The following is a 13833-nucleotide window of genomic DNA, read 5'->3' on the forward strand; positions in this document are numbered from 1 at the left end:
AATCGCCGTGCGGCTCACCTCGATCAAACTCGCTGGCTTCAAATCCTTCGTCGATCCCACGCACTTCCAGGTCCCCGGCCAGCTAGTCGGCGTGGTCGGACCGAACGGGTGCGGCAAATCCAACATCATCGACGCCGTGCGCTGGGTGCTCGGCGAATCGCGCGCATCGGAACTGCGCGGCGAGTCGATGCAGGACGTGATCTTCAACGGCTCGACCGCCCGCAAGCCCGGCAGCCGCGCGAGCGTCGAACTCGTGTTCGACAACGCGGACGGCCGCGCCGCCGGCCAGTGGGGTCAGTATGCGGAGATCGCCGTGAAGCGCGTGCTGACGCGCGACGGCACCTCGAGCTACTACATCAACAACCTGCCGGCACGGCGCCGCGACATCCAGGACATCTTCCTCGGCACCGGGCTCGGGCCGCGCGCGTACGCGATCATCGGGCAGGGCATGATCGCGCGGCTGATCGAGGCGAAGCCCGAAGAGCTGCGCGTGTTCCTCGAAGAAGCCGCCGGCGTGTCGAAGTACAAGGAACGCCGCCGCGAGACCGAGAACCGTTTGCACGACACGCGCGAGAACCTGACGCGCGTCGAGGACATCGTCCGCGAGCTCGGTGCGAATCTCGAGAAGCTGGAAGGCCAGGCGGTCGTCGCGACGCGTTATCGCGAGTTGCAAGGCGACGGCGAGGAAAAGCAGCGTCTGTTGTGGCTGTTGCGCAAGAACGAGGCGGCCGGCGAGCAGCAGCGCCAGCAACGCGCGATCGAACAGGCGCAGATCGACCTCGAAGCGCAAACGGCGAGGCTGCGCGAAGTCGAATTGGAACTCGAAACGCTGCGCGTCGCGCACTATTCGGCGAGCGACGCGATGCAGGGCGCACAGGGCGCGTTGTACGAAGCGAACGCCGAAGTGAGCCGGCTCGAGGCCGAGATCCGCTTCATCGTCGAATCGCGTAATCGCGCGCAGGCGCAGATCGCCGCGCTCACCGCGCAGCGCGAGCAGTGGCAAGCGCAAGCCGACAAGGCGCAGGACGATATCGCCGACGCCGAGGAGCAACTGGCCGTCGCCGAGGAAAAAGCCGTGCTCGCCGAAGAGGACGCGGCCGCGAAGCACGACGCGCTGCCCGCGCTCGAAGCGCGCTGGCGCGACGCCCAGGCGGAACTGAATACCGAGCGTGGCGGGATCGCTCAGACCGAGCAGGCCCTGAAGCTCGAAGCCGCGCATCAGCGTAACGCCGATCAGCAGTTGCAGCAGTTGCAGCAGCGCCATGAGCGGCTGAAATCGGAAGAGGGCGGCCTCGACGCGCCTGACGAAGCGCAGCTCGAGGAGTTGCGCATGCAGCTCGCCGAGCACGAGGAAATCCTGCACGACGCGCAGGGGCGCCTCGCCGACGCGCAGGAAACGCTGCCGCGCCTCGATGGCGAACGCCGCGCCGCGCAGGAGCGCGTGCAGACCGAAAGCGCACAGATCCATCAGCTCGACGCACGCCTCGCCGCGCTGAAGCAACTGCAGGAAAACGTGCAGACCGAAGGCAAGATCCAGCCGTGGCTCGACAAGCACGAGCTCGGCAGCCTGCCGCGTCTGTGGAAGAAGCTGCACGTCGAGGCCGGTTGGGAAACCGCGCTCGAAGCCGTGCTGCGTGAGCGCCTCGCCGCGCTCGAAGTGTCGAATCTCGACTGGGTCAAGGCGTTCGCGACCGACGCGCCACCGGCCAAGCTCGCGTTCTACGCCCCGCCGGCAGCCGGTCATCCGGCCCCGGCGGCGGGCGCGCTGCGGCCGCTGCTGTCGCTCGTGCGCATCGAGGACGCCGGCATCCGCGCGGTGCTGAACGACTGGCTCGGCCTCTCGTTCGTCGCCGACGACCTGCAGCAGGCGCTATCCATGCGCGCGCAGTTGCCCGAGGGCGGCGCGTTCGTCGTGAAGGCGGGCCATGTGGTCACGCGTGTCGGCGTGCAGTTGTACGCGGCCGATTCCGAGCAGGCCGGCATGCTCGCCCGTCAGCAGGAAATCGAAAATCTCGGCCGTCAGGTGCGTGCGCAGGCCTTGCTCGCCGACGAGGCAAAGGCCGCCGCGATCCGTGCCGAAGCCGCGCACACGCAGGCCGCGCAGGCGCTCGCCGAGATGCGCCAGCAGACCGAACGCGCGACGCAGCGCGTGCACGCGTTGCAGATGGATGTGCTGAAGCTCACCCAGGCGCACGAGCGCTACACGCAGCGCAGCACGCAGATTCGCGAGGAACTCGAAGAGATCGCCGCTCAGATCGACGAGCAGCGCGCGCTGCGCGCGGAATCGGAAGCGAACTTCGAGCGCCACGACGGCGAGCTCGCGGAATTGCAGGCGCGCTTCGAAGATCACCAGCTCGCATTCGAAGCACTCGACGAAGAACTGACGACCGCCCGCGGCGGAGCACGCGATCTCGATCGCGCCGCCACCGACGCGCGCTTCGCCGCGCGCAACATGGCGAACCGCATCGACGAGTTGAAGCGCAGCATTCAGGTCGCGCATGAGCAGAGCGAGCGCGTCGCGGGCGCGCTCGAAGACGCGCGAGCCGAACTCGAAACGATCAATCAGCAGACCGCGCACACCGGCCTGCAGGACGCGCTCGACATCCGCACCGCGAAGGAAGAAGCGCTGCGCGCCGCGCGCGTCGAACTCGACGACCTGACCGCGAAGCTGCGCTCGGCCGACGAAACCCGCCTTGCCGCCGAACGCGCGTTGCAGCCGCTGCGCGATCGCATCAACGAATTGCAGTTGAAGGAGCAGGCCGCGCGCATCAGCGGCGAGCAGTTCGTCGAGCAGCTCTCGGAAGCGGGTGTCGACGAGGCCGAATTGCAAGCCAAGCTGACGCCGGACATGAAGCCGTCGTACCTGCAAGGCGAAGTCACGCGCATCAACAACGCGATCATCGCGCTCGGGCCGGTCAACATGGCCGCGCTCGACGAGCTGAAGGCCGCGTCCGAGCGCAAGAGCTTCCTCGATTCGCAGTCGGCCGACCTGACGAGCGCGATCGACACGCTCGAAGACGCGATCCGCAAGATCGACGGCGAAACGCGCACGCTGCTGCAAAGCACGTTCGACGAAGTGAACCGTCATTTCGGCGAGCTGTTCCCGCGTCTGTTCGGTGGCGGCCAGGCGAAACTGATCATGACCGGCGACGAAATCCTCGACGCAGGCGTGCAGGTGATGGCGCAGCCGCCGGGCAAGAAGAATTCGACGATTCATCTGCTGTCGGGTGGCGAAAAAGCGCTGACCGCGACCGCGCTCGTGTTTGCGATGTTCCAGCTGAATCCCGCGCCGTTCTGTCTGCTCGACGAAGTGGACGCGCCGCTCGACGACGCCAACACCGAGCGTTTCGCGAATCTGGTGCGGGCGATGTCGGACAAAACCCAGTTCCTGTTCATCTCGCACAACAAGATCGCGATGGAAATGGCGCAACAACTGATCGGCGTGACGATGCAGGAGCAGGGCGTTTCGCGGATCGTTGCCGTCGACATGGAAACGGCGGCGGGTTTCGCCCAGAATATCGTTTGAGTTATTAAAGCCTTCGCGGGCATCCGCATCCAGCGCAGCGGCCAGATCGAGTGCCGCGCGGTACATGGAACGGACGAGAGGCCCGCGCAGATAGAAGAATTGCTGATGGAGCATGCATGGACCAGTTGACACTCGGTTTGATCGGCGCGGGTGCCGTGGTGGTGGGGGGCGTGGTCGTGTACAACGCGTGGCAGGGTGCGAAGGTGCGCCGCAAGATGCCGCGGCCGATGCCGGCCGACACCGCCGAGAGCTTTGCGCGTGACGAGCATGAGGAGCAGAGTCCGTTCATCGAGCCGGCCCGGCCGACCACGCGGCGCGAGCCGAGCGTGAGCGCCGAGGCGGCGGCGGACCCGACCGCTGCGCGCGTCGAGCCGACGTTCGGTGCGGCCGCCGCCGTGGGCGCCGCGCCGCTCGATACGCCGGCCGATATTCAGGCCGAGATGACTTCGCCGAACGGTTATCCGTCGGCCGAGGCCGACGCCGTGAGCGAAGGCGTGCACGCGCCGGCGCCGGGCGCGGATGCAGAGCGGGCCGCCACCGAATCGCCGGCCATCCAGCCGGCCTCCGCGGAGCAGGAGCGCGTCGAACCGATCCTGCCGGCCGCCACGACGATTTCGTCGGCGCCGCCGGCGATCGTCGATCGACGCATCGACTGTATCGTGCCGATCCGGCTGAACGGGCCCGTGGCCGGCGACAAGGTGCTTCCGCTTGCGCAGCGCTTGCGTCGCGCGGGCAGCAAGCCGGTGCATATCGAAGGCAAGCCCGAGGGCGGCGGCGCGTGGGAGCTGCTGCAAAACGGCACGCGCTACGAGGAACTGCGCGCCGCCGCGCAGCTCGCCAACCGCAGCGGCGCGCTCAACGAGCTCGAATTCTCCGAGTTCGTGACCGGCGTGCAGCAGTTCGCCGACGCGCTCGATGCCGCGCCGGAATTCCCCGACATGCTCGAAACCGTCGCGATGGCGCGCGAGCTCGACGGCTTTGCCGCGCAGTGCGACGCGCAGCTGTCGATCAACGTGCTGTCGGACGGCGCGCCGTGGTCGGCCAACTACGTGCAGGCGGTCGCCTCGCAGGACGGCTTGCTGCTCTCGCGCGACGGCACGCGCTTCGTCAAGCTCGACTCGCGGCAAAGCCCGGTGTTCATGCTGCAGTTCGGCGACACGAACTTCCTGCGCGACGACCTTACCTACAAGGGCGGCGAAATGATCACGCTGGTGCTCGACGTGCCGGTCGCCGACGAAGACATCCTGCCGTTCCGTCTGATGTGCGATTACGCGAAATCGCTGGCCGAGCGCATCGGCGGACGGGTGGTCGACGACGGTCGCCGGCCGCTGCCGGAAAGCGCGCTGCTCGCGATCGAAAAGCAGTTGATGACGCTGTACGCGAAGCTCGAACAGGCGGGGATTCCGGCGGGTTCGCCGGCGACGCGGCGCCTGTTCAGCCAGTAACTTTTCTCAGCGTTTCACGCGTTTCGACGACGGCCGCACATCGTGCGGCCGTCGTCGTTTCCGGCCTGCATTGCAGCGCGGCACACCCCCATTCAGTCGATGTAAAGGGGCACGCTTCCTGCGATAATCCGATGTCCGACTTTCACCTCGAGAAGCTTCCGACAGCATGGCCCGATCCCCCGTCTCTTCTTCTGCAACCAGCGCTCCGGCTGAACGGGCCGCGTGGCTGCGCGCGGAACTCGAACGCGCGAACTACGCGTATTACGTGCTCGATCAACCGGACCTGCCGGACGCCGAATACGACAAGCTGTTCAAGGAACTGGAGCGCATCGAGGCCGAGCATCCGGATCTGATCGTGCCGGACTCGCCGACGCAGCGCGTCGGCGGCGAGGCGGCGAGCGGTTTCGAGCCGGTCGTGCACGACCAGCCGATGTTGTCGCTGAACAATGGTTTCGCCGATGAAGACATCGTCGCGTTCGACAAGCGCATCGGCGACGCGCTCGGCAAGAATGCGAGCGAACCGCCGGTGCCGGTCGACTACGCGGCGGAGCTGAAATTCGACGGCCTCGCGATCTCGCTGCGCTATGTCGACGGCGTGTTCGTGCAAGCCTCCACGCGCGGCGACGGCACGACCGGCGAGAACGTCACCGAAAACGTCCGCACGATCCGCTCGATTCCGCTGAAGCTGAAGGGCAAGCGCGTGCCGCACGTGCTCGACGTGCGCGGCGAAGTGCTGATGTTCAAGCGCGATTTCGAGCGCCTGAACGAACGTCAGCGCGCCGCCGAGCAAAAGGAATTCGCCAATCCGCGTAATGCCGCGGCGGGCAGTCTGCGCCAGCTCGATTCGAAAATCACGGCGCAGCGGCCGTTGTCGTTTTTCGCGTACGGGATCGGCGTGCTCGAAGGCATCGAGATGCCGGCTACGCATAGCGAACTGCTCGACTGGTACAAGGAAATGGGCCTGCCGGTCAATGGCGAGCGCGCGGTCGTGCAGGGCGCTGAAGGGCTGCTCGGCTTTTTCCACGCGGTCGGCGAGAAGCGCGACGGACTGCCGTACGACATCGACGGCGTGGTCTACAAGGTCAACCGGCGCGACGAGCAGGACACGCTCGGTTTCGTGTCGCGCGCGCCGCGTTTCGCGCTGGCGCACAAATTCCCCGCGCAAGAGGCGCTGACGAAGCTCGTCGCGATCGACGTGCAGGTCGGCCGCACCGGCGCGATCACGCCGGTCGCGCGTCTGGAGCCGGTGTTCGTCGGCGGCGCGACGGTCACCAACGCGACCTTGCACAACGAAGACGAAGTGCGCCGCAAGGACATCCGCATCGGCGACACGGTGATCGTGCGGCGTGCCGGCGACGTGATTCCGGAGGTGGTCAGCGCGCTCATCGAGCGTCGTCCGGCCGACGCGCGCGAGTTCGTGATGCCGACACAGTGCCCGGTGTGCGGCTCGGCGATCGAGCGGCTGCCCGACGAGGCGATCGCGCGTTGCACGGGCGGGCTCTTCTGTCCGGCGCAGCGCAAGCAGGCGCTGTGGCACTTCGCGCAGCGGCGCGCGCTCGATATCGACGGCCTCGGCGAGAAGATCATCGATCAACTGGTCGAGCAGAACCTCGTGCGCACGCCGGCCGATCTGTTCAATCTCGGTTTCGCGACGCTCGCGGAACTCGACCGCTTCGCCGAAAAGTCCGCGCAGAACCTGCTCGACTCGCTCGAAAAAGCCAAGCACACGACGCTCGCGCGCTTTATCTACGCGCTGGGGATTCGCCATGTCGGCGAGTCGACCGCGAAGGATCTCGCGAAGCACTTCGGCTCGCTCGATCCGATCATGGATGCGTCGCTGGAAGCGTTGCTCGAAGTCAACGACGTGGGGCCGGTCGTTGCCGAATCGATCCATCAGTTTTTTGCCGAGGACCACAACCGCACGGTGATCGAGCAGCTGCGCGCGCCGGGCAAGGTCACGTGGCCCGAAGGGCCGCCCGCGCCGAAGGCACCGCAGGGCGTGCTGGTCGGGCAGACAGTCGTGCTGACCGGCACGTTGCCGAACCTGTCGCGCGAAGACGCGAAGGAAATGCTCGAAGCGGCCGGCGCGAAGGTGGCGGGGTCGGTATCGAAGAAAACCAGTTACGTGGTGGCGGGCGCCGACGCGGGCAGCAAGCTCGCGAAGGCCGAGGAACTCGGCATCCCCGTACTCGACGAAGATGGTATGCGCAAGCTCCTGGAGGGGCATTCATGATTCACGACATTCTGAAGATGGGCGATCCGCGCCTCTTGCGAATTGCCGAGACGGTCGATCACTTCGACACCCCCGAGCTGCACCGGCTCGTGGAGGACATGTTCGAGACCATGCACGCCGCGAACGGCGCGGGTCTCGCCGCGCCGCAAATCGGCGTCAATCTGCAGGTGGTGATCTTCGGCTTTGGTTCGAACGAGCGCTATCCCGACGCGCCGCCGGTACCGGAAACGGTACTGATCAACCCGACCGTCACGCCGGTATCGCAGGACATGGAAGAGAGCTGGGAGGGCTGCCTGTCGGTGCCGGGGCTGCGCGGCGTGGTGAGCCGCTTTTCGATGATCCGCTATCACGGCTTCGATCAGTTCGGCAATCCGATCGACCGGGTCGCCGAGGGTTTCCACGCGCGGGTCGTGCAGCACGAGTGCGATCACCTGATCGGCAAGCTGTATCCGATGCGGATCACCGATTTCTCGAAGTTCGGCTTTACCGAGATCCTGTTTCCTGATCTCGACCCGAATAGCGACGACTGACGCGGCTGCCGCAAACAAAAAACCCACGCCTGTGTGCGTGGGTTTTTTTGTTGTTCCGATGCGCCAGCCTTCCTGCCTTCAGCAAGGCGGCGCGGTGGGACGGGACTCAGAACGACTCGTCTTCCGACAGATAGCGCCACTGACCCGGCGGCAACGCGCCGAGCATCACCTGGCCCATGCGCACGCGCTTGAGCCCCACCACTTCGAGGCCGACCAACTCGCACATCCGGCGAATCTGGCGCTTTTTGCCTTCGTTCAGCACGAAGCGCAGTTGCTCGCCGTTCTGCCAGTTGACCTGCGCGGGCTTCAGTTCGACGTCGTCGAGCGACAGACCATGGCACAGCAGCGCCAGTTTTTCGGCCGGGAAGTGGCTTTCGACGTCGACAGTGTGTTCGCCGTACGCGACGCGCACCAGGTACTCCTTGTCCACTTCCGAGTGACCGCCGATCAGCTGCTTCGCGATCCGGCCGTCTTGGGTCAGCACGAGCAGGCCCGTCGAATCGATGTCGAGACGCCCGGCCGGCGCGAGCTGGCGCAGATGCGACGCCGAGAAGCGGATGCCCGAGTGGTCGCCTTCCCAGCGATTCTCCGGCGTCACGAGCGTGATGGCCGGTTGATAGCCGTCCTCCGCCTGGCCCGACACGAGGCCGACCGGCTTGTGAACGATCACGGTCACCTGGCTCGACTGAAACGCTTCGGCAGCCGGGTCGATGTCGATGCGCTGATCCGGAAACACCTTCGTGCCGAGCGTATCGACGCGCTCGCCGTCGACCATCACCCAGCCTTTCTCGATCCATTCGTCGGCCTCGCGGCGCGAGCACAGGCCGAGCTTGGACATCAGCTTCGACAGACGCAGCATGCCCGGCGCGTCCTCGCGATCGCGGCGGGGTGAGGGCGGGATGTCGACGGTTGTGTCGCGGGGCTGGGCTGGCTGGGCGGTCGAGGTTCGCGGCTTGGCAGCGCGAGCTGGTCGGTCGTCGCCGAAGCGGCGGCCTGCGGCTGGCAACGGGGCGTCGCCGCCACGGGCCGGGCGCTCGCGGCGCTCGCCACGTTCGACATCGCCGCCCTTTACCGGTTTGGCGAAGTTGCGCTCGCCGCGTTCGCCTTCGAAACGGCGTGGCGCGCGTTCGCGCTCTGCCGCACCTTCGAAACGACGCGGCGCGCGCTCAGTCCGTTCGCCGAATTCGCGTCGAGGTGCGCGTTCGCCACGCTCGGGGCTGCCTTCGAAACGGCGGGGTGCGCGTTCGCGCTCTCCAGCACCCTCAAAACGACGGGGCGCGCGTTCAGTGCGCTCGCCGAATTCGCGACGCGGTGCGCGCTCGCCACGCTCAGCATTGCCTTCAGAACGACGCGGTGCGCGTTCGGTACGGTCACCGAATTCACGCCGAGGTGCGCGTTCACCGCGCTCGGCGCTGCCTTCGAAACGACGCGGTGCGCGGTCGGTACGGTCGCCGAATTCGCGCCGAGGTGCGCGTTCACCGCGCTCAGCGCTGCCTTCGAAACGACGCGGTGCGCGTTCGGTGCGGTCACCGAATTCGCGTCGCGGCGCACGCTCGCCACGCTCAGCGCTGCCTTCGAAACGGCGCGGTGCGCGTTCGGTACGGTCACCGAATTCGCGTCGCGGCGCACGCTCGCCACGCTCAGCGTTGCCTTCGAAACGACGCGGTGCGCGTTCGGTACGGTCACCGGATTCGCGTCGCGGCGCACGCTCGCCACGCTCAGCGCTGCCTTCGAAACGACGCGGTGCGCGTTCGGCACGGTCACCGGATTCACGTCGCGGCGCACGCTCGCCACGCTCAGCGTTGCCTTCGAAACGGCGCGGTGCGCGTTCGGCACGGTCGCCGGATTCGCGTCGCGGCGCACGCTCGCCGCGCTCAGCGTTGCCTTCGAAACGGCGGGGTGCGCGTTCGGCACGGTCGCCGAATTCGCGTCGCGGCGCACGCTCGCCACGCTGCGGGTTGCCTTCGGAACGACGCGGCGCGCGCTCAGCCCCACCTTCGGACCGGCGCGGCGCGCCCGCGGGGGCCGCGCTTCGTTCGCGCGTGAACGACCCTTCGGTGCGCGGCGCACGTGCACCCGCGCCCGCCGGCTTGGCGCCGACCGGCCGCTTCGTGCCGCCACCCTTCGATGCCGCGCCCTCGCGCGTCGCGCCGGCGTCGGCCCCAAATGGCTTGGGTCGTGCCGGACGGGTGGGCTTACGTGCCGACGCGCTGCCGGAGCGGACAGGGGCGCGTTCGGACGACGTCGGCCGCGGATGCTTCGCTGTTAATTTGATTCGCATGAAATCTCACACTGCGATCGCGCGCAGCAGTTCGGTTTCGACCTGAATTTGCAGGCGGTTGTCCGACAGGCTGTGTCCTTCGAGCAGGAACACGTCCTCGACGCGTTCGCCGAGCGTATTGATCCGCGCCGAGGCGACGCCGACCCGGTGCTCGGCCAGCACGCGCGCGATCGAATAAAGAAGGCCTGGCCGGTCGTTCGCCGACACGGACAGGATGTAGTATTGGCCGCGCTCGTCGGCCCGCAGGTCAACGCGCGGCGTGATGGGGAAGGTGCGTGAGAGCCGCGACAGGCGCCCCTTCGACGGTCCCGGCAGCAACGTGCCATGGCCCGCGAGGCGCGCGGTCAGCTCCTGCTCGACCAGATTCGCGATGTCGCGATAGTGTACGTCCTCTTCGGTGTGCGCGACGAGGAAGTTGTCGAGCGCGTAGCCGTGGCGCGTGGTGCTGACGCGCGCATCGAGGACCGACAGGCCATTGCGGTCGAAATACGCGCAGATGCCCGCGAACAGATCGGGCTGGTCCTTCACGTAGACGAGCACCTGCAAAGCCTCGCCGATCGGCGACGGCCGCGCGCGCACGAGCGGCGTCGGCGTTTCGACATGGCGGTACAGCACGCGCGTTTGCCACGCGATGTCCGCCGCGTCGTGGCGCAGGAAATAGCCGACGTCGAGCTGGTCCCACAGCGCCCGTTGCGCGCCTTCCGGCACGGTTTCGAGGCGCAGCAGCGCAAGCGCCTCTTCCTGGCGCGACTTCAGTTCCGAATGCTCATCCGGCCGCGCACCGCCCAGCACGGCGAGGGTGGTGCGGTACAGGTCTTCGAGCAGCTTGCCTTTCCACGTGTTCCAGACCTTCGGGCTGGTCCCGCGGATGTCGGCGACGGTCAGCAGATAGAGCGCAGTCAGACGGCGCTCGGTGCCGACCAGCTCGGCGAATCGCTTGATCACTTCGGGGTCGCTCGTATCCTGCTTCTGCGCGACCTGGCTCATCGTCAGGTGCTGCTGGACGAGCCACACGACCAGATCGCCGTCCTCGCCCTCGATGCCGTGCTGCCGGCAGAAACGCCGCGCGTCGGCCATGCCGAGCGTGGAATGATCGCCGCCGCGGCCCTTGGCGATGTCATGGAACAGCGCGGCCACGTACAGCACCCACGGCCGGTCGAAGTTCGCGATCAGCTGACTGCAGAACGGGTATTCGTGCGCGTGCTCGGCGATCGCGAAGCGGCGCAGATTGCGCAGCACCATCAGGATGTGCTGATCGACCGTGTACACGTGATACAGGTCGTGCTGCATCTGCCCGACGATGCGCCGGAAATTCAGCAGATAACGGCCGAGCACGCTGGTCTGGTTCATCAGGCGGAACGCATGCGTGATGCCGGCCGGCTGCTTCAGGATTTCCATGAAGAGTCGACGGTTTTCCGGATCGCGCCGCCAGTGCTGGTCCATCACGTCACGCGCGTTGTAGATCGCGCGCAGCGTGCGCGCCGACAGGCCTTTGACGCCGGGCGTACGCTCGTAGAGCAGGAACGCTTCGAGGATCGCGCTCGGTTCGCGCTGGAACACGTCGTCGGACGCGATTTCGAGCATGCCCTGCTTTTCGACGAAACGTTCCGACAGCACGCGCGTGATGCCGCTCGTGTTCGGAAACAGCTGCGCCTCGATGTTCTGGATCAGGATCGTCGCGAGCTGGGTGACCGCTTTCGCGGCCCAGTAGTAGCGGCGCATCAGCTGTTCGCTCGCGCGCTTGGTGGCGGTCGGCTTGTAGCCGAAGCTTTCCGCGACCGGCGTCTGCAGGTCGAACACGAGGATGTCCTGGCGGCGCCCGGCAATCAGGTGCAGCCGCGCGCGCAGCGATTTCAGGAAGCCTTCGTTATGGCGCAGCTCGCGCGCCTCGCGCTCGGTGATGAGCGCGCGTGCTTCGAGTTCGCGCCAGCTGCTGCCGAAGCCGGCCGCCTGGGTGATCCACAGGATCAGTTGCAGATCGCGGAGTCCGCCCGGGCTTTCCTTGATGTTCGGCTCGAGCGCGTAGGGCGTGTCCTGAAACTTTGCGTGGCGCTGGCGCATTTCGAGCACCTTCGCCTGGAAGAATGCCTTCGGGTCGAGCGCCGCACGGTAGCGTCGGGAGAAATCGTCGAACAGCGTGGCGCTGCCGGTGATGCGGCGCGCTTCCAGCAGCGAGGTGCGCACGGTGACGTCGTTGGCCGCTTCCTCGATGCATTGCGACACGCTGCGCACGCTGCTGCCGAGTTCGAGCCCGAGATCCCAGGCGAGGCTGATGAAGCGCTCGATGCGTGCGTCCAGATGCTCGAGCCGCGCGTCGGGCAGCAGCACCAGAATGTCGATGTCGGAGTGCGGTGCGAGCTCGCCGCGCCCATAGCCGCCGACCGCCACGAGCGCAAGGTCGTCGGGCAGCTCGCAGGTGTCCCAGGCGGCGCGCAGCGAATGATCGGTGGCGCGCGCGAGGGCCGCCATCAACGTGTCGACGTTGGTGGCCGTTCGGAAGCGTTCCAGCAACTGGGCTTTGGCCACTTTGTAGTCCGCCTTGAGCGACGAGGCATGGGAGGGGGCGACGGCTGGAACGCTACTCATTGGCAGGTGGCTGTGAGGTCGGAATCGGTCAGGCGGTGGCCGCGACCACGGGCGGTCGCGCGGGTGTGCCGGCCGACACGGTCAGCACGTCGTAGCCGGTCTCAGTGACGAGCACCGTATGCTCCCACTGCGCGGAGAGGCTCCGGTCCTTGGTCTTGACGGTCCACTGGTCGGGCATCGTGCGGATGTCGCGGCGGCCCGCGTTGATCATCGGCTCGATCGTGAAGATCATGCCGGTCTGCAGCTCCAGCCCGGTGCCGGGGCGGCCGTAGTGCAGGATTTGCGGATCTTCGTGGAACACGGTGCCGATGCCGTGGCCGCAATATTCGCGCACCACGCTGTAGCCGAGGCCCTCGGCGTGCTTCTGGATCGCATAGCCGATGTCGCCGAGATGCGCGCCGGGGCGCACCTGGTCGATGCCGAGCCACATGCATTCGAAGGTGGCTTGCACGAGGCGCTTCGCCATGATCGACCCTTCGCCGACGATGAACATGCGGCTCGTGTCGCCGAAGTAGCCATCCTTGATGACCGTGACGTCGATATTCAGCGCGTCGCCGTTCTTGAGCGCCTTGTCGCCCGGAATGCCGTGGCAGATGACGTCGTTGACGGAGATGCAGGTGGCTTTCGGATAGGGCGGGTAGCCGGGCGGCTGGTAATTCAGCGGTGCGGGAACGGTGCCTTGCTCCTTGAGCATGTATTCGTGGCACAGGCGGTCGAGCTCGCCGGTGGTGACGCCGGCCTTGACGAACGGCGTGATGTAGTCGAGCACCTCGCTTGCGAGCCGGCAGGCGACGCGCATCTTCGCGATATCGTCTTCGTTTTTGATGGTGATAGCCATGGTTTCCTCGGAAGCCTTGCTGGATAAGGCTTGCTGGGTGTTGCGGTGGCCGGGCGAAGGGGCCTTTCCGGGCAAAGAATGCCGGTCAGTGGGTAACGATCCCTCGCGCATGGCGGAATCGCGCCATTTTACAGCAGTGGGGGCCGGGTCGTTGCGCTGGATCGGGCGGTCATGCGCTAAAAGCGACTCAAACCGGCTCGTTGACGGCGCAGGGCCCGGCCGCGGTTCTCGTTCCCATGCCCATCGGCCGGTGGTCGGGCAGGTTGAGTCGACCGGTAGTCGCGTGCTATACTCTTTGGCTAAGTCGGTCCTTGTCCGCTTTCATTCGCGCATTGGCAAATTCGTTGCAAATTCGCGTAGGGCAGCAGGGCGGAACGGCTTCTCGCGGCGCTTC

Annotated in this window: 7 protein-coding genes; 4 read left to right on the forward strand and 3 right to left on the reverse strand. The window is 66.6% G+C overall.

Annotation, left to right across the window (positions count from 1 at the left end; translation table 11 throughout):
• The first annotated feature begins 7 nt into the window (after positions 1-7).
• The 4 genes from smc (at position 8) to def (ending at position 7734) form a co-directional block, all read left to right on the forward strand.
• Entirely contained in the window at positions 8-3526 is a 3519-nt protein-coding gene (gene smc / locus CI15_RS18365; RefSeq protein ID WP_062129709.1) for a chromosome segregation protein SMC, read from the forward strand.
• 116 nt (positions 3527-3642) lie between these two features.
• On the forward strand, positions 3643-4971 hold the full coding sequence (locus tag CI15_RS18370) for a cell division protein ZipA C-terminal FtsZ-binding domain-containing protein (protein WP_062129710.1): 1329 nt from the start codon (positions 3643-3645) through the stop codon (positions 4969-4971).
• 166 nt (positions 4972-5137) lie between these two features.
• Positions 5138-7204: an NAD-dependent DNA ligase LigA gene (gene ligA / locus CI15_RS18375; RefSeq protein ID WP_062129711.1), complete on the forward strand. Its 2067-nt coding sequence runs from the start codon at positions 5138-5140 to the stop codon at positions 7202-7204.
• Complete coding sequence (gene def / locus CI15_RS18380; protein ID WP_062129712.1) at positions 7201-7734, forward strand: peptide deformylase; 534 nt, start codon at positions 7201-7203, stop codon at positions 7732-7734. The genes ligA and def overlap by 4 nt, the downstream gene beginning before the upstream one ends.
• Positions 7735-7840: 106 nt before the next feature.
• Here the strand turns inward: def and CI15_RS38255 are convergent, their stop codons facing one another.
• The 3 genes from CI15_RS38255 to map are packed head-to-tail and all read right to left on the reverse strand — an operon-like array spanning position 7841 to position 13550.
• Positions 7841-10015 carry a pseudouridine synthase gene (locus CI15_RS38255; RefSeq protein WP_075643720.1) on the reverse strand — a complete coding sequence of 725 codons (2175 nt, stop codon included), beginning with the start codon at positions 10013-10015 and terminating at the stop codon, positions 7841-7843.
• A gap of 6 nt (positions 10016-10021) precedes the next feature.
• Positions 10022-12601, reverse strand: coding sequence for a [protein-PII] uridylyltransferase (locus tag CI15_RS18395; protein ID WP_062129715.1), 2580 nt, complete (start codon positions 12599-12601; stop codon positions 10022-10024).
• Positions 12602-12629: 28 nt separating this feature from the next.
• On the reverse strand, positions 12630-13550 hold the full coding sequence (gene map, locus CI15_RS18400; RefSeq protein ID WP_277621039.1) for a type I methionyl aminopeptidase: 921 nt from the start codon (positions 13548-13550) through the stop codon (positions 12630-12632).
• Positions 13551-13833: the final 283 nt, after the last annotated feature.

Origin of the sequence: Paraburkholderia monticola, assembly GCF_001580545.1 — a bacterium.
Taxonomy (GTDB): Bacteria; Pseudomonadota; Gammaproteobacteria; order Burkholderiales; family Burkholderiaceae; genus Paraburkholderia; species Paraburkholderia monticola.

What these genes read in the sequence shown, in the direction of transcription:
- CI15_RS18370 (WP_062129710.1), top strand. Translation starts at nt 3,643, where the DNA reads ATGGACCAGTTGACACTCGGTTTGATCGGCGCGGGTGCCGTGGTGGTG.
- ligA (WP_062129711.1), top strand. Translation starts at nt 5,138, where the DNA reads ATGGCCCGATCCCCCGTCTCTTCTTCTGCAACCAGCGCTCCGGCTGAA.
- def (WP_062129712.1), top strand. Translation starts at nt 7,201, where the DNA reads ATGATTCACGACATTCTGAAGATGGGCGATCCGCGCCTCTTGCGAATT.
- CI15_RS38255 (WP_075643720.1), bottom strand. Translation starts at nt 10,015, where the DNA reads ATGCGAATCAAATTAACAGCGAAGCATCCGCGGCCGACGTCGTCCGAA.
- CI15_RS18395 (WP_062129715.1), bottom strand. Translation starts at nt 12,601, where the DNA reads ATGAGTAGCGTTCCAGCCGTCGCCCCCTCCCATGCCTCGTCGCTCAAG.
- map (WP_277621039.1), bottom strand. Translation starts at nt 13,550, where the DNA reads ATGCGCGAGGGATCGTTACCCACTGACCGGCATTCTTTGCCCGGAAAG.